This window comes from Streptococcus sp. 116-D4 (assembly GCF_009731465.1).
In the GTDB taxonomy this organism is placed as follows: Bacteria; Bacillota; Bacilli; order Lactobacillales; family Streptococcaceae; genus Streptococcus; species Streptococcus pseudopneumoniae_E.
The window spans coordinates 1,490,958-1,508,467 of the sequence record NZ_AP021887.1 but is presented as its reverse complement, the minus strand read 5'-3'; the positions used below and the strand labels follow the sequence as shown (position 1 = coordinate 1,508,467).

11 protein-coding genes and 1 pseudogene are annotated in these 17,510 nt (G+C 42.4%); 9 read left to right on the top strand and 3 right to left on the bottom strand.

Features of this window, described 5'->3' with window-relative positions:
• Positions 1–19: 19 nt before the first annotated feature.
• Positions 20–985: a LacI family DNA-binding transcriptional regulator gene (locus tag UKS_RS07630; RefSeq protein WP_156012480.1), complete on the bottom strand. Its 966-nt coding sequence runs from the start codon at positions 983–985 to the stop codon at positions 20–22.
• Entirely contained in the window at positions 966–2,420 is a 1,455-nt protein-coding gene (locus UKS_RS07625; RefSeq protein WP_156012478.1) for a sucrose-6-phosphate hydrolase, read from the bottom strand. The genes UKS_RS07630 and UKS_RS07625 overlap by 20 nt, the downstream gene beginning before the upstream one ends.
• A gap of 380 nt (positions 2,421–2,800) precedes the next feature.
• Here UKS_RS07625 and UKS_RS07620 point away from each other — a divergent pair, with 380 nt between their 5' ends.
• Together UKS_RS07620 and scrK are read left to right on the top strand one after the other, a co-directional pair.
• Complete coding sequence (locus tag UKS_RS07620) at positions 2,801–4,684, top strand: sucrose-specific PTS transporter subunit IIBC (protein ID WP_156012476.1); 1,884 nt, start codon at positions 2,801–2,803, stop codon at positions 4,682–4,684.
• A gap of 148 nt (positions 4,685–4,832) precedes the next feature.
• Positions 4,833–5,720: a fructokinase ScrK gene (gene scrK / locus UKS_RS07615; protein WP_049524643.1), complete on the top strand. Its 888-nt coding sequence runs from the start codon at positions 4,833–4,835 to the stop codon at positions 5,718–5,720.
• A gap of 319 nt (positions 5,721–6,039) precedes the next feature.
• Here scrK and UKS_RS07610 read toward each other — a convergent pair whose 3' ends face one another.
• The gene (locus UKS_RS07610; RefSeq protein ID WP_049495278.1) at positions 6,040–6,657 is read right to left on the bottom strand and encodes a TVP38/TMEM64 family protein; all 618 of its coding nucleotides are present in this window, start codon (positions 6,655–6,657) and stop codon (positions 6,040–6,042) included.
• A gap of 136 nt (positions 6,658–6,793) precedes the next feature.
• On the opposite strand from UKS_RS07610, the gene UKS_RS07605 reads away from it, so the two are divergent.
• The 7 genes and pseudogenes from UKS_RS07605 to pnp all read left to right on the top strand — a co-directional run bounded on the left by UKS_RS07605 (position 6,794) and on the right by pnp (position 17,502).
• Positions 6,794–9,439 (top strand): DEAD/DEAH box helicase family protein, encoded by a 2,646-nt coding sequence (locus tag UKS_RS07605; protein WP_156012474.1) that lies wholly within the window; start codon positions 6,794–6,796, stop codon positions 9,437–9,439.
• Positions 9,440–9,573: 134 nt separating this feature from the next.
• Positions 9,574–10,413 (top strand): annotated as a pseudogene (locus tag UKS_RS07600) (type I restriction endonuclease); the annotation flags it as partial.
• A 31-nt stretch (positions 10,414–10,444) separates the two neighbouring features.
• Positions 10,445–10,849, top strand: coding sequence for a YbgA family protein (locus UKS_RS07595; RefSeq protein WP_156012472.1), 405 nt, complete (start codon positions 10,445–10,447; stop codon positions 10,847–10,849).
• The gene (locus UKS_RS07590; protein WP_156012470.1) at positions 10,833–11,195 is read left to right on the top strand and encodes a TIGR02328 family protein; all 363 of its coding nucleotides are present in this window, start codon (positions 10,833–10,835) and stop codon (positions 11,193–11,195) included. Before UKS_RS07595 ends, UKS_RS07590 begins: the two co-directional genes overlap by 17 nt.
• A gap of 244 nt (positions 11,196–11,439) precedes the next feature.
• Entirely contained in the window at positions 11,440–13,689 is a 2,250-nt protein-coding gene (gene metE / locus UKS_RS07585) for a 5-methyltetrahydropteroyltriglutamate--homocysteine S-methyltransferase (protein ID WP_156012466.1), read from the top strand.
• Positions 13,690–13,791: 102 nt separating this feature from the next.
• Positions 13,792–14,658, top strand: a complete 867-nt coding sequence (gene metF / locus UKS_RS07580; protein ID WP_156013077.1) for a methylenetetrahydrofolate reductase [NAD(P)H] — start codon at positions 13,792–13,794, stop codon at positions 14,656–14,658.
• Between the two features lie 630 nt (positions 14,659–15,288).
• Entirely contained in the window at positions 15,289–17,502 is a 2,214-nt protein-coding gene (gene pnp / locus UKS_RS07575; protein ID WP_156012464.1) for a polyribonucleotide nucleotidyltransferase, read from the top strand.
• Positions 17,503–17,510 lie beyond the last annotated feature (8 nt).

Here is a 17,510-nt window from a genome sequence, read left to right as displayed (position 1 = left end):
GGTCTGAGTTTTCTTGTGCTTAAATACTTTTTCCTGGTAATAGGGTGACTGGTAAGAAGTAACCGGTTGTCGCGACTTCCTTGCCTTCAATCTTTTGCAAGAGGAGATCAACAGTGAGTTGGGCAATCTCTTGCATAGGTTGTTTAATCGTTGTCAAATGAGGATAGTAATTCTCGATAAAGTAAGTACCATCGTATCCGATAACCTTGAGCTCTTCAGGAACAGAAATTCCCAGTTCTTGAGCAATTTTAATGACCAGAATAGCTGTCAAATCATCCGAAGCAAAGATGGCATCAGGCTTTTGTCGGGTCAAGATATTCTTGATTTCCATCTCTTTTCTGACAGGAGAAAAGTCACTGGAAACATTGATAATAGGTGCTTTAGGGAGTACGGATGCAAAACCAGCGTGGCGTAGTCCAGTTGGCGAATTGGAATTGTCATTCCCTGTAATCATAATGATAGAATGGGCACCTGTCTTAACCAAGGTCTGGGCAGCAAGAACCCCACCAGCATAGTTGTCAGAGGAAACGACAGGAATGTCTGGTGACAAGTTTCGGTCAAAGGAAATAATTGGTGCCGTCACGCGATTGTAGTCTTCGATTCCCAAGTTGTGACTACCAGAAATGATGCCGTCCACCTGATTGGCTTCCAACATTTCGATGTATTCACGTTCCTTCTCAGAATCATGCTCGCTGTTACAGATGATGGTCTTGTACCCATTTTTGAAGAGTTGGTGTTCCAATTTATCAATCAATTCTGCATAGAAAACGTTGGAAATATTGGGGAAAATCAAGCCGATTAACTTAGCTGATTTTCCTTGCAAGCTACGAGCTAGGTTGTTGGGTTTATAGCCCAATTCCCGCATGGCTTCATTGACTTTTTGGATGGTTTTCTCAGATAGATAACCTTTTTTATTGATAACCCGAGAAACTGTAGTAGGGCTGACGCCTGCAAGTTTGGCGACATCAGTTAGTTTTGCGACCATAATCTAATTCATAGTAAGTTCCAGTTAGGTTTCCAGATTTGATGAGAATACCATTTTGGTCCGCATGTGGGAAGACACGACCAGAAAATACTTTTTCTCCTTTGTTGATGAAAATTTCAAAGACAGAGTTATCGATGAAAATCGTAGCAGTAGTGGCCTGATTGTCGATTGGGCAAGAACGAGTAGTCCCAAATTCTTGTGCATACTGTTCACCAGCATGGCTACGATCCACTGTCACTTGACCATTTGCAAGGTCAAAGTTGATGGAAAGTCCCTTGCCTTCTTTGTCAGCAAGTAAAACAATCTCGCTCTGACTATTGGCTTCTAAGTTGAGTTCGAGTTCGTAAGTGTTCTTGGTTTGAGCACGGTTTGAGAAGGCTTCTTCAGTAGCACGAAGGTCCTTGATAGCTGCGACTGGGTATTGGTAGAGTTTGCCATCTTTGATAGTGAGTTCCTTGACCAAAGAGAAGGTTCCTTGGTGGTCAAAACGGTCAGATGGATATGAAATATCAGGCAAACCAAGCCAGCTAACAGCTAGAGCACGCCCATCAGGAGCGTTGAAGGCTTGAGTTGCATAGGCTTCGAAACCATAATCCATGTTTTGAAGTTGAGACACATCTACCATTTTGGCATTTTCAGGGTCAAAGGAAGCCCCAATCTTATACATATTTGGAAAGATATTATCGTAGTCTAGAACGTTCTTATCCAATCCTTGTGGGCAGTAGAGGAGGACAGGTTGCTCCCCTACAAAGACCAGATTTGGGCATTCCATCATGTAGGCAGTACGGTCGTTAGCAAAGTCAAGGTTGCCAACTGCTTGCCAGTTTGTATAGTCGTTGTCTACAGCCTTGTAGAGACGGACGAATCCTTTTTTCTCCAAGTCCTGTCCACCGACGATCGCATAGTATTGGCCCTTGAAGTTAAAAATTTGCGGATCACGGAAGTGATCAGTAGAGTCTGCTGGCTGGTCAATCAAGATCTTGTCAATCTTTGTAATCTTACCATCCTTATCCATCAAAGCACCAATCTGGTAAGGGTGACGAATCCAGTTTTCATCACGGACATTTCCCGTATAAAATAGGAACAAGTTATCGCCAAACTGCATGGCAGAACCAGAGTAGGCACCGTGGCTATCTAATGGAGTATCAGGCAAAACTTTGACACCAGTTTCTGTGAAGTGAACCAAGTCTTCGCTTTCCAATTGCACCCAAGATTTCAAACCGTGGGCTGCACCAAAAGGAAAGTTCTGATAAAAGAGGATCCACTTCCCATCAAAGTAAGAAAAGCCATTTGGGTCGTTGAGAAGTCCTGTTTTTGGCTCAACATGGTAATGAGTATGCCATGGAGATTGTGCCATATTTTTCTTTATATGTTGAATTTCTTCTTGCGTCCAATCTTGATAAAGTCTATAACGACGCTCAGTTGTCCATTCCATTTATTTTATTCCTCCAAAAATCTTATCACTTTTAATAGTAACCGTTTTCGGTTAAAAAAGCAAGTCTTTTATGTTAAAAAAGAGAAAAAACTGTCAAACGTTAGTCATAAACTGAAACTAAAAAATCAATCATCTAGCTACAAAAAATTAAAAGAAAGTGAAAGAAAATTCTTTTTAACTCAGATTTTAAACTAATTTTTTAAAGAATTTCTTAATAAACTATCAAAATCTATCAAAATAAAAGACATTGCACCAAGAAACAAATATTTTTTCTGCAAAACGCTTGACATATTTTTAAAACATGATAAAATAATAGTCGTAGGGCGGATAAAATCGCTTTCAAACACTTTACAAAATTTTATATAAGGAGATTTTTGCAAATGAACAATCAGGAAATTGCAAAAAAAGTCATCGATGCCTTGGGCGGACGTGAAAATGTCAACAGTGTTGCCCACTGTGCGACTCGTCTACGTGTCATGGTCAAAGATGAAGGAAAAATCAATAAAGAAGTGATTGAGAACTTGGAAAAAGTTCAAGGTGCTTTCTTTAACTCAGGTCAATACCAAATCATCTTTGGTACAGGTACAGTTAACAAAATGTACGATGAAGTTGTTGCGCTTGGCTTGCCAACATCATCTAAAGATGACATGAAAGCAGAAGCTGCGAAACAAGGAAACTGGTTCCAACGTGCGATCCGTACTTTCGGTGACGTTTTCGTACCAATCATTCCAGTTATCGTAGCGACTGGTCTCTTCATGGGTGTTCGTGGTCTCTTGACTGCTCTCGGAATGACACTTCCACAAGATGTGACAACTTACACTCAAATCTTGACTGACACAGCCTTTATCATCTTGCCAGGATTGGTTGTTTGGTCAACCTTCCGTGTATTCGGTGGTAACCCAGCCGTTGGTATCGTCCTTGGTATGATGCTCGTATCTGGCTCACTTCCAAATGCCTGGGCTGTTGCTTCTGGTGGTGAAGTAACTGCAATGCAGTTCTTCGGATTTATCCCAGTTGTAGGTTTGCAAGGTTCAGTTCTTCCAGCCTTCATCATCGGGGTTGTCGGAGCTAAATTTGAAAAAGCTGTTCGTAAAGTTGTTCCAGACGTTCTTGACCTCTTGGTGACACCATTCGTAACACTTTTGGTTATGTCAATTCTTGGTTTGTTTATTATCGGACCAGTCTTCCACGTTGTTGAAAACTACATTCTCATTGGAACTAAAGCAATTCTTAACTTGCCATTCGGACTAGGTGGTTTCTTGATTGGTGGAGTTCACCAATTAATCGTCGTATCAGGTGTTCACCACATCTTCAACTTGCTTGAAGTTCAATTGCTTGCTGCTGACCATGCTAACCCATTCAACGCTATCATCACAGCTGCCATGACTGCTCAAGGTGCTGCGACAGTAGCCGTTGGTGTGAAAACTAAAAATCCTAAACTTAAAACACTTGCTTTCCCTGCTGCTCTTTCTGCCTTCCTTGGTATTACAGAGCCTGCTATCTTCGGGGTTAACTTGCGTTTCCGTAAACCATTCTTCCTTTCATTGATCGCTGGTGCTATCGGTGGTGGATTGGCATCTATCCTTGGTCTTGCTGGTACTGGTAATGGTATCACTATCATCCCAGGTACAATGCTCTACATTGGTAACGGACAACTTCCACAATACCTTCTTATGGTAGCTGTATCATTTGCTCTTGGTTTTGCTCTTACTTACATGTTTGGTTATGAAGATGAAGCAGAAGTAGCTTCAGAAACTACAACTGAACGTTTGGTTGACGAAGCGGTAACTGGTACTGTTGTTGCTCCTAGCGAAGGTGTCATCCAAACTCCAATCGTTGGTGACGTTGTAGCTCTTGCTGATGTGAACGACCCAGTTTTCTCAAGTGGAGCTATGGGACAAGGAATCGCTGTGAAACCTAGTCAAGATGTTGTCTATGCACCAGCTGATGCTGAAGTGACAATCGTCTTCCCAACAGGGCATGCTTATGGTTTGAAAACAGCAAACGGAGCTGAAATCTTGATTCACGTTGGTATCGACACTGTTTCAATGAACGGTGAAGGATTTGACAAAAAAGTTTCCCAAGGTGACAAGGTGAAAGCGGGCGATGTTCTTGGAACATTTGACTCAAACAAAATCGCTGCAGCTGGACTTGATGATACAACAATGGTTATCGTTACAAATACAGCTGACTACGCTTCAGTAGCTCCAGTCGCAACAGGTTCTGTTGCGAAGGGGGATGCTGTGATCGAAGTGAAAGCTTAATACTCTCTCTCAAAATGAAAACGAACAAATGACATGTTTGTTCGTTTTTGCTTGAATGGTAAGATTTACAGAGGAAAATCTTAAAAATAGAGAAATTTAGACTTTCGAAATATGCTATAATAAAGAAAATAAAAACAAGAGGTTTATCATGACAAAATTATATGGAAGCTTGGAAGCGGGCGGTACAAAGTTTGTCTGTGCTGTCGGTGATGAAAACTTTAACGTTGTAGAAAAAACACAATTTCCAACAACAACTCCAATCGAAACAATCGATAAAACCATTGAGTTCTTCTCAAAATTCGACAACCTTGCTGGTCTTGCAGTTGGTTCATTTGGTCCCATTGATATTGATAAAAACTCAAAAACCTATGGCTTTATCACGACAACTCCAAAACCAAACTGGGCAAATGTGGATTTGCTTGGTGCCCTTCGTCGCGCCCTAAACGTGCCAATGTACTTCACTACAGACGTAAACAGCTCTGCTTATGGTGAAGTGGTTGCCCGTAATAATGCTGGTGGCCGTATCGAAAACTTGGTTTACTATACAATCGGTACAGGTATCGGTGCAGGCGTTATCCAACGTGGCGAGTTTATTGGCGGTGTTGGTCACCCTGAGATGGGTCATTATTATGTGGCTAGACACCCAATGGATATTGAAAAAGAATTCAACGGTGTTTGTCCATTCCACAAAGGCTGTTTGGAAGGCTATGCAGCTGGTCCAAGTTTGGAAGCTCGTACAGGTGTTCGTGGGGAAAATATTGAACTCAACAACCCTGTTTGGGATGTTCAAGCCTACTATATCGCTCAAGCTGCGGTTAATGCGACAGTGACTTTTCGCCCAGACGTGATTGTCTTTGGTGGAGGAGTCATGGCTCAACAACACATGCTGGACCGTGTCCGTGAGAAATTTACAGCTCTTCTCAACGGTTACCTACCAGTACCAGATGTGCGTGATTACATTGTAACGCCAGCAGTCGCAGGAAATGGTTCTGCCACACTTGGGAATTTTGTTCTTGCAAAAGAAGTTTCAAAATAAAGCACAAAATCCGCTTGGGAAACAAAACGGATTTTGTAGTTGAAAACAATATTTTTGAGCCTTTCCTTAAGTGATTACGGACGGTAGCGACTTTCTTCGAAATTCCATACCTAAACTTTGAGCCTAATGTCTCAAAGTTTCCGAACACCTGAAATCTAATGATTTCAGGTGTTTCTATCACGGCGGAAAGGCTAGGTAAGTCCTCGCCTCACTATCGAAAAATAAATATGATTTTCATACCAAAGTATATTTAGTATCAAGCTATAGTCAATCTACGTTCTAAAAATCCGCTTGGGAAGCCAAACGGATTTTTTACATGTCAAAGCATTTGCCAGAAAAAGTCGATAATATAGGTCAAACCGTAGGTATAAACCACGAGGGTAAAGGGCTTGGTCAGAATGATGATGGTCATATAGCGCTTGAAGCTCATCTTGGTCAGGGCAGCCAGCATACAGAGAAAGTCAGCTGGACTAATGGGCCAAATCATCATAAAGATAAAGAAACGGTCAAAACGATTGCCCTTATCCAACCAGCCGATATACTTGTCATAGGTACGCTTGCTGACGACGGACTGGACAAAGGCAGCTCCATAGAGGCGCACTAGATAAAAGATAATGGCACAGCCAATCACAATCCCGATATAGTTGTAGATTGTCCCGATGATGTGACCATAGATAAAGACGCCAGCTACTGAGGTCAAGGCCCCAGGAATGATAGGGACGACCGTCTGTAAAATCTGTAAAAAGATAAAGAGAGGTGGCCCCCAGATACCTGCCTGCTGGATAAAGGCAGAGAGGGTTTCCTTAGACTGTAAAATCCCAGCCTGATAAGCCCAAATACAGAAAATCAAACTCCCAACCCCACCGGCAATCGATGAGATGTTGATAACTTGCTGTAAAAGGGGAGAAACAGCTTTCATTTGTTTAACCTGTGACATGTAAACTCCTCATAGATAGTATAACTCTACTATACCATATTTTGAGGAGAAAGACTAGATGGGATACTTCGTGTGACTTTGACTCAAGTATGGTAAAATGGGAATAAGAAAATGACAGCTTAGAATGAGGAAAATCATGTTAGGATTGAAGTTTAATGGCACTTGGCGCAACTACCAAAAACAGGTCTTGGACAACTTCCAAGAATACCAAGCAGATGGGCATGTTCACTTGGTGGCAGCACCAGGTTCAGGGAAAACAACCATAGGAATCGAGTTGATTGCCCGCTTTGATAAGCCTGCCCTCGTTTTGGTACCGACAGTGATCATCCGGGAACAATGGGTGGATAGGATTCGCCAGGCCTTTTTAGAGGATGAGAACCAGGTCACAAGTCTCGTGTCTCAAAATCTCAAGGACATGAAGCAAATCACCATTGCCACCTACCAAGCCTTTCACAGTGCCATGCAACAGATGCAATCTCAAGAAGATAACGGCGAGGTTGAGGACTTTGTGGGGTTTGACTTGCTTGCAAGCCTAAGAGCTCAGAAAGTTGCGACTCTTTGCTTGGACGAATGCCACCACCTGCGCAATGAATGGTGGAAAAGTCTGGAAGCCTTTCGCAAGCAGTATGGACCGCTGCAAGTCATCTCCCTGACAGCGACACCACCATATGACAGCGAGCCTGAACTCTGGGAACGCTATATCCGAATGTGCGGGGAGATCGATCAAGAAATCACGGTACCTGAACTAGTCAAGGAAGACACTCTTTGCCCTCATCAGGATTTTGTTTATATCTGTTTTCCGACTAAGGAAGAGGACAAGCGCTTGGAAGAGTTTGAAGACACCAAGTGGCAGTATGTTAGCCAACTAGTCGTTGATCCTGACTTCCAAGAGTTGATTCGGAGTTCCAAGGTTCTCAAAGGGGAAATTTCTGCGGATATGCTCCTTGAGGATCCCAAGTATCTCTTAGCGCTCCTCATTTATCTACAGGCTCAAAAACAGGAAATCCCCAAGCATCTACAAGATTTACTAGGTGCTGAAGGTTTGCCTGCTCTTAATTACTACTGGCTCGAAGTTCTCTTGCAAGGCCTTCTCTATCAGACACCTGACTGGTATGAGGATCCGCAGGAGACAAAGAAAAAGATAGAAGCAGAACTGAAATCAAGAGGGTTGATTGAAAAACGTCAGGTTTTCTTGGTCAAATCCAAGGCCAATGACCAAATCCTCAACCAATCTCTAGGAAAACTAGCTGGGATTGCATCTATCTTTGAAACTGAGTATGCCAGTCTAGGAAAGGACTTGAGACAGTTGGTTTTGGCGGACTATATCCGTCAGGATTTTGCCAGCTATCTGGGAGATGACCAAGCACCAATCACGCAATTAGGTGTCCTCCCTTACTTTGAAACTATTCGCAGAAGTGCACAAAAGCAAGGTTTGTCTGTCCCTATAGCAGTCCTTTCAGGTAGTGTCGTAATCATACCGGCTAGTGTCAAGGCAGAACTTCAAGCACTCATTCCAAACACTAGCTTGACCTTCTCTGCCATCGGAAAACTCGATCAAGGTGCTTATCTCCAGGTAGGCTTTCCATCCAGCTTTAAGGGGATGGTCGCAGCTGTGACCGAACTCTTCCAACGTGGTTCTATCCAGGTCTTGGTCGGAACCAAGTCTCTCTTGGGAGAAGGATGGGATGCGCCTTGCGTCAACTCTCTCATCCTCGGGAGTTTTGTCGGAAGCTTTATGCTCAGCAATCAAATGCGGGGCCGTGCCATCCGTATCTGGCCAGGACATCAAGATAAGACTAGCAATATCTGGCACCTAGTAGCCATCAAACCTTACAAAAATCCAGTCTTTTCTAAGGAGAATCAAGAAGAACAAGACCTCAATCCTTATCAGGACCTACAAACCCTTGCCCGCCGTATGGACCATTTCCTTGGCTTGTCCTATAAGGAAGATACCATTGAAACAGGTCTAGATCGCTTAAACTTTCCTGAGTTCCCATTTAAGAAAAAGAAACTCGAAGACTATAACCAGAAGATCATGAAACTATCCAAGGATCGTGCCTCCCTTCGAAAAAAATGGCAGGAATCTCTCATAGTTGCTGACAAGATTGAGATTGTCAATGAAGTAGCAACCGACAGCAAACGAATCCCTCTGCTCGCCCTAGCGGATGCTGAAAAGTGGCTTCGCTACGCTCTGATGGTATTTGCCATTAGTCTCCTGACCTATGTCTTTAGACTAACCTTCTTTACCTTACCATGGCTGACAGCTCTTTGTGTCCTCTTCCTAGCTATTACAGCCTTTCGCTACTATAGCTACAAGAGTCCTTATAAACGCTTGCGCCAGATTGGTGAAGCTATTCGTAAAGCCATGGTGACTGCTGGGCATTTGTCTGATGACCAGTCGCGCGTGCAGGTCGATGAGGACAAGGACAGCTTTAATGTCTTTGCCTATCTAAAAGGTGGCAGTATGCGAGACAAGGAACTTTTTTCCAAGGCCTTAGGAGAATTCTTTGCCCCAGTGGACAATCAACGCTACCTCTTAGTCGCTCAAAAAGCACCAGCAGGTCAGTCCAAGTATTTCGTAGTCCCTAGCCTCTTTGAAAAACGCAAGGAAGATGCCCAGCTCTTCCAAAATGCCGTCGCACCACACATAGGCAACTACCAACTCGTCTACACCCGCAACGAAGCAGGTCGAAAAATCCTGCTCGAAGCCAGACTCAAATCCCTAGCCAACAAAAACGACCGCATCATCACCAAGAAAAAGGTTAAAAGTGCGTTGAAGTAGGGAGAGAGAAGAAGTTATTTCCACTTGGAATGTGATATAATAATAGAAAATTAAGAATTCGATAAATTGGAGAGATAGTCTGAAAGATATTGTTAGTAAAAATAGACAGTTCTGACTAGCAAAAGGAAGTTTTTATGGCAAAGAGAAAAGATTTTTCTGAGCTAATCAGGGTTCAGATTCCAGGAGCTCTGCGTCTCATGCGTATGGGCTATACCTATCTTTCTCGTAATAGTAAAGAAATTGCAGAAAGAGATCCAGGTACCAATATACTCGTATCTGTTTTTAAGGAGAAATTTTTAACATTTAATAACTATTTAACAGATAAAGATTTTGAGGGAGAATTGGTCGATATCAAGCTGGAACTGGATCAAAATGATTTGGGGCGTTCCTTTTTTAAAAGGATACAGGGACAAGAAGGTGCTGTTTATATCGATTGGGAAAATCCTGAAGCCAATACCTTCCATCTGGCGCTTGAAGTCACTTGTCAAAATGGACAAGATGAATTTCGTCCGGATATCGTTATTTTTGTCAATGGTCTGCCTCTTTTTTATATCGAAGTGAAACAGCCCAATGCGATTCGTGATGGCAAAACTGGAATTCAGTCAGAGCAGGACAGAACCAGATACCGTTTTGAAAACCGTAAGTTTCGTCGTTTCAACAATATTACTCAATTGATAGCTTTATCAGATAATTTACCTTATATCAGTGGCCAAGGTCAACAAAAACAGGATTCTTACTATGGTTCAAATGCTTATTCAAAAACTAAATTTAATGCTTTCAAGGAAGAAAGAGAAGTAGATTTTCTGCATTCAATTGTACATTTAAGAGAGGAACAAATTGATTTCGTTCTTGAGGATGTGAAGCGTTTTGCTCTCAAATCTCAACCAGAATTTACAACAAACTTACAGCCCGAAACTCCCTGTAATACTTTTCTATCTTCTTTGTATCAAAAAGAACGCCTGCTTTTCATGATTTCCTAGAAACTAGTAGAAAGTTAGGAGAAATATGGAAAATAACAACCAACGTGCCCTTTGTCAGCAACTCTGGGCGGAAAATAAATACCTTGTTTTGAGCCATTCCAGCAATATTTACAAGGATATTCGTCAGTATCTCAAGCAAGAAGTGGTAGAGGTAAGTCATGTTCAGGAACTGATTGACCGTGCCTGCCAAATTCCTGAGCATAGAGGTCAGGTTTGCAATGCCTTTCAGCATATTTGGGGCTATTTTAAAAAGCAAGCCAGCCTTGATGAGCGCAAAGATTATATGCTCTTGCTGGATCGCTATCGCTTTGGTCAAGCTTCCAAGGAAGACTTGATTGTTAAGACGAGAGAGTTGCTTGAACGTTACCCAAATAGCTATTTGCAACATTCGACTTTACTGAAAGGAGACTCCCATGAGACTTTGGCATGAAGCTTTGATTTCACAACTTCCGCGTCCCCAGCTCTTGGGGCAACATCGAGAGTGCTGCGCTCTGCGTGGGAATGGCTGGGGCAGAAAGCATGCGACGGTGGACTATGTCTTTACCCACTCGCCCTATCGTCTCTACGCCTATCATCGCTTGATCATGGAGGAGATGGCTGACCGTGGCTACAATGTCAGTCCAGAGTGGCTGGACAAAAACTACCGTGGTAAGATTTGTCCTTCTTATGAGGATTTACCTGAGGAGACTTTGACGAGCCCTATTTACAAGGAGCATGATGCTGCCTACTTTGAGGAGTGTCTGGCTAATCTCCGAGAGAAGGGGATTGAGCTATAGTCTTTTCTAATAACAAGCCATAGTCACTTATAAGAATTACTAATAACGTGTTTAGTTAGTCTAACTGAAATATAGTTAAAAAACAAGCTATACAAAGGATTTGAGGCATTTTTCTCAGGTCTTTTTCTTTTGTCTAAAACGGAGATATAGTTTCAAACTATATCAAAGCCTAATTTTTTACAATTATACAGATGATTTCTTTTCTGTTAAGATAGTTTCAACAACAAATTTTGGAGGACACATCATGTCAACTACAATTATCGGTTTCCCTCGTTTGGGTGAATTCCGCGAATTAAAATTTACAACTGAAAAATACTTTAGAAAAGAAATCTCAGAAGAAGAACTGCTTGCAGCAGCTAAAGAATTGCGCGCTAAACACTGGAACATCGTCAAAGAAAAAGGCATCACTGAAATCCCATCAAATGACTTTTCTCACTATGACAATTTCCTAGATGCTGCTTTCCTTTTCAACGTAGTTCCTGCATCAGTACAAAACTTAGAATTATCTGATCTTGAACGTTATTTTGCTTTGGGACGTGGTTACCAAGGAGAAAAAGGGGATGTTCGTGCCCTTCCAATGAAGAAATGGTTCAACACCAACTACCACTATATCGTTCCAAAATTTGAAAAAGACACTCAAGTAAAATTGGCTGGTCACAAGATTTTTGATGAGTTCCAAGAAGCAAAAGAACTTGGTTTAAACACTCGTCCTGTCCTTGTAGGTCCATTCACTTTCCTTCAATTATCAGACTATGAAGAAGGCGTGAAAGCAGAAGACTTCGTAGATAGCTTAGTAGCTGCTTACCAAGACGTTTTTGCAAAATTGTCTGAACTTGGTGCAACTCGTATCCAACTCGACGAAGCTGCTCTTGTCAAAGACTTGACAGAAGAAGAAAAAGCACTCTTCTTGAACATTTACAACAAATTGTTGGCGGACAAAAAAGGTCTTGAAGTTTTGCTTCAAACATACTTCGGTGACGTTCGTGACGTTTACGCTGACCTTATCAAATTGCCAGTAGATGCTATCGCTCTTGACTTCGTTGAAGGTAAGAAAACGCTTGAATTGGTCAAAGGTGGCTTCCCAGCCGACAAAACTCTTTATGCAGGTATTGTCAATGGTAAGAATATCTGGCGCAACAACTACGAAAAGAGCTTGGCGGTTCTTGAGCAAATCCCAGCTGAGAACATCGTCTTGACAAGCTCATGCTCACTTCTTCATGTGCCATTTACAACTGCTAATGAAGAATTTGAACCAGCTATCTTGAACCACTTTGCATTTGCAGTTGAAAAATTGGATGAGATCCGTGATTTGGATGCTATCCGCAACGGTCAAGGTGAACAAGCTCTTGCAGCAAACAAAGAACTCTTTGCGACTGAACGTGTTGGTGAAAATGCGGAACTTCGTGCTCGTATCGCAGGATTGACAGATGCAGACTACACTCGTTTGCCAGCCTTTGCTGAACGTGAAGCTATCCAAGAAGAAGCCTTCAAACTTCCAGCTCTTCCAACAACAACCATCGGTTCATTCCCTCAAACTAAGGAAGTTCGTGCGAAACGTTTGGCCTTCCGTAAGGGTGAATTGTCACAAGAAGAATATGATGCTTTCCTTGCTGAAACCATCGATGAATGGATCAAATGGCAAGAAGATATCGACTTTGATGTCCTTGTTCACGGTGAATTTGAGCGTAATGACATGGTTGAGTACTTCGGTCAAAACTTGTCAGGTTACCTCTTCTCTAAAAATGGTTGGGTACAATCATACGGTATGCGTGGGGTGAAACCACCAATCATCTGGGGTGATGTGACTCGTCTTAACCCTATCACTGTTAAATGGTCTAGCTATGCACAAAGCCGTACAAACAAACCTGTTAAAGGTATGTTGACTGGACCTGTTACCATCCTCAACTGGTCATTCCCACGTGAAGACATTTCTATCAAGGATTCTACTCTTCAAATTGCCCTTGCTATCAAGGATGAAGTGCTTGACCTTGAAGCTGCTGGTGTGAAAATCATCCAAATCGACGAAGCTGCTCTTCGTGAGAAATTGCCACTCCGTCGTAGCGACTGGTACGAAGACTATCTTGACTGGGCAATTCCTGCCTTCCGCTTGGTACACTCAACAGTAGCGCCAGATACTCAAATCCACACTCACATGTGTTACTCAGAATTTACAGATATCATCCCAGCTATCGACAACATGGATGCAGATGTTATTTCCTTTGAAGCTAGCCGTTCAAACCTTGAAATCTTGGACGAACTCAAAGCTAAAAACTTCCAAACAGAAGTGGGACCTGGGGTTTACGATATCCACTCACCTCGTGTGCCTAATGAAGGCGAAATTGACCACACAATCGAAGCCATCCTTGCTAAAGTGCCAAGCAAGAAAGTTTGGATCAACCCAGACTGTGGTTTGAAAACACGTGGTATTCCAGAAACAAAAGAAAGCTTGATTCGCCTTGTTGAAGCAGCTAAAGCTGCGCGTGAGAAATTGTAAGATAAGGATTTCTCAAGAAGCGCTATTTGGTTAATCTACCTGTTCTACTTGGGCTCTAAAAGTCAAGCTAACAAAAAAATCAACTAGAAAAGGATAATGACTATGTCACGTCAAACACCGTCCCTCTCATTTGAAGTTTTCCCTCCAAACCCAGCAGTAGGCAATGACAAAATTATTGCAGCCCTGAAAGATATGCAGGACTTGGCGCCACACTTTATCAGTGTGACCGCCAGCAATAATAAATTTAATATCAAGGAAACAACGGTTCGTTTGGCTGATTTTATCCAAAATGACTTGGAGATTCCAACCATTGCTCACTTGCCAGCTATCTATTTGACTAAGGACAAGGTTGCTGAAACGATTGCTGACTTGGACAAGGTTGGGGTGCAGAAAATCTTGGCTCTTCGTGGGGATATTATTCCAGATGTGGAACCGCAAAAGGATTTTCGCTACGCAACTGACTTGATTGAGTTCATCAGGGAGCAAGCTCCTCACTTTGATATTATTGGAGCTTGCTATCCAGAAGGGCATCCAGATTCGCCAAATCAGATTTCAGATATTCAAAATCTTAAGAAGAAAGTGGATGCAGGCTGCTCAAGCCTTGTAACCCAACTTTTCTTTGACAATGAGCGCTTCTATGATTTCCAAGACAAGTGCATATTGGCTGGGATTGATGTTCCCATTCACGCCGGAATTATGCCAATCCTTAACCGTAACCAAGCTCTTCGTCTCTTGAAGACTTGTGAGAATATCCATCTTCCACGTAAATTTAAAGCCATCTTAGACAAGTATGAGCATGACCCTGAGTCGCTCAGAGCAGCAGGACTTGCCTATGCAGTGGACCAAATAGTGGACTTGGTAACTCAGGATGTTGCCGGTGTGCATCTCTACACTATGAATAGTGCTGAAACAGCCAAATACATCCACCAAGCAACCCATGCCTTGTTTAATCATCAGTCTCTAGGATAATAAAAAGCAAACCATTCTTCTCAGGTGAGGGGAATGGTTCCTTTTTAATGATAAAGACCGCACTTTTTAAGAAAAATATGATAAAATAGACTCTGTACGTACTTGATACAAAGATGAGGGTATTTAGGTTTTTAGGATCTTCTAATTCTCGATTTTTTGATAGCAATTTTTCCTAAACGACTCTTACTGATTTTGGGAAAGAGCGACACGATCGAGTCAAATCGATATTATTTGACGAGAGAGTTAGTAAAGCATTTAGCTAATCGCCTGATAGCGATTAGCGTGAAAGGTTTAGATACTTTAGCATCAAACTTTTCTGATGATTAACGGTAGGAAAGAGCGACACGATCGAGTCAAATCGATATTATTTGACGAGAGAGTTAGTAAAGCATTTAGCTAATCGCCTGATAGCGATTAGCGTGAAAGGTTTAGATACTTTAGTATCAAACCTTTCTAATGATTTGTATCTTGAGTAATTGAACCCGGCCGAAAAGCTGTGTAAAAAAGATAAACTGTCTTATCTTCATCGAAGACTTCGTCAGTTTCCTATTTTTACTTTGCTTTTGAGCCCTTAGTATCTTGATCTTTGTAGGCAAGGCGTATAATTTCATCAATCCAAAGGGGATTAACATGACAAAACAAGTATTTCAAACGACTTTTGCGGGTCGTGAGTTAATTGTAGAGACTGGTCAGGTTGCTAAGCAAGCAAATGGCTCTGTTGTCGTGCGATACGGTGAGTCAACTGTCTTGACTGCTGCCGTTATGTCTAAGAAGATGGCAACTGGGGATTTCTTCCCTCTCCAAGTCAACTACGAAGAAAAAATGTATGCGGCTGGGAAATTTCCTGGTGGCTTTATGAAACGTGAAGGACGTCCTTCAACGGATGCGACTTTGACAGCGCGTTTGATTGACCGTCCAATCCGTCCTATGTTTGCGGAAGGTTTCCGTAACGAAGTGCAAGTCATCAACACAGTACTTTCTTATGATGAAAATGCTTCTGCACCAATGGCTGCTATGTTTGGTTCATCCTTGGCACTTTCCATTTCAGATATTCCATTTGACGGTCCAATCGCTGGTGTCCAAGTGGGTTATGTGGATGGTCAAATCATTATCAACCCTACTCAAGAACAGGCAGAGCAATCTCTCCTTGAATTGACAGTAGCAGGAACTAAACACGCCATCAACATGGTAGAGTCTGGTGCCAAAGAATTGTCAGAAGAAATCATGTTGGAAGCCCTTCTTAAAGGTCACGAAGCTGTTAAAGAATTGATTGCCTTCCAAGAAGAAATCGTTGCGGCAGTTGGTAAAGAAAAAGCAGAAGTGGAATTGCTTCATGTGGATGCTGAATTACAGGCTGAAATCATCGCAGCCTACAACAGTGACCTCCAAAAAGCAGTTCAAGTAGAAGAAAAATTGGCTCGTGAAGCTGCAACTCAAGCAGTTAAAGACCAAGTGACTGCTGTTTACGAAGAAAAATATGCGGACCACGAAGAATTTGATCGTATCATGCGTGATGTGGCTGAAATCTTGGAACAAATGGAACACGCAGAAGTACGCCGTTTGATTACAGAAGACAAGGTTCGCCCAGATGGTCGTAAGGTTGATGAAATTCGTCCTTTGGATGCAGCTGTTGACTTTCTTCCTCGTGTGCACGGTTCAGGTCTCTTCACTCGTGGGCAAACTCAGGCTCTTTCAGTCTTGACCTTGGCGCCAATGGGAGAAACTCAAATCATCGATGGTTTGGATCTAGAGTACAAGAAACGCTTTATGCACCACTATAACTTCCCACAATACTCTGTAGGGGAAACAGGTCGTTACGGTGCACCTGGTCGTCGTGAAATTGGTCACGGTGCTCTTGGTGAGCGTGCCCTTGCTCAAGTCTTGCCAAGCTTGGAAGAATTCCCATATGCTATCCGTTTGGTAGCTGAGGTCTTGGAATCAAACGGTTCTTCCTCTCAGGCTTCTATCTGTGCGGGAACGCTTGCCCTTATGGCTGGTGGTGTGCCAATCAAGGCGCCAGTAGCAGGTATTGCGATGGGTCTCATTTCAGATGGAAACAACTACACAGTCTTGACAGATATCCAAGGTTTGGAAGACCACTTTGGAGATATGGACTTTAAGGTTGCAGGTACGCGTGACGGGATTACAGCCCTTCAAATGGATATCAAGATCCAAGGGATTACTGCAGAAATCTTAACGGAAGCTCTTGCCCAAGCTAAGAAAGCGCGTTTTGAAATTCTTGATGTGATCGAAGCGACTATTCCAGAAGTTCGTCCAGAATTGGCTCCAACAGCTCCGAAAATTGATACCATCAAGATTGATGTTGATAAGATCAAGGTTGTCATCGGTAAAGGTGGAGAAACAATCGATAAGATCATCGCTGAAACAGGCGTTAAGATTGATATCGACGAAGAAGGAAACGTATCTATCTACTCTAGCGACCAAGATGCTATCGACCGCGCCAAAGAAATCATTGCTAGTTTGGTTCGTGAAGCCAAAGTGGATGAAGTTTACCATGCTAAGGTTGTTCGCATTGAGAAATTCGGTGCCTTTGTCAACCTATTTGACAAGACAGATGCCCTTGTTCATATCTCTGAAATGGCTTGGACTCGTACTAATCGTGTTGAAGACTTGGTAGAAATCGGAGATGAAGTCGATGTTAAGGTTATCAAAATTGACGAAAAAGGACGTGTAGATGCTTCTATGAAAGCTCTTCTTCCTCGTCCGCCAAAACCTGAACGTGATGAAAAAGATGAAAAATCAGAGCGTCCTCACCGCCCACGTCATCACAAGGACCACAAACCTAAGAAAGAAACTGCAGAAACACCAAAAGACTCAGAATAAGAAAAGGA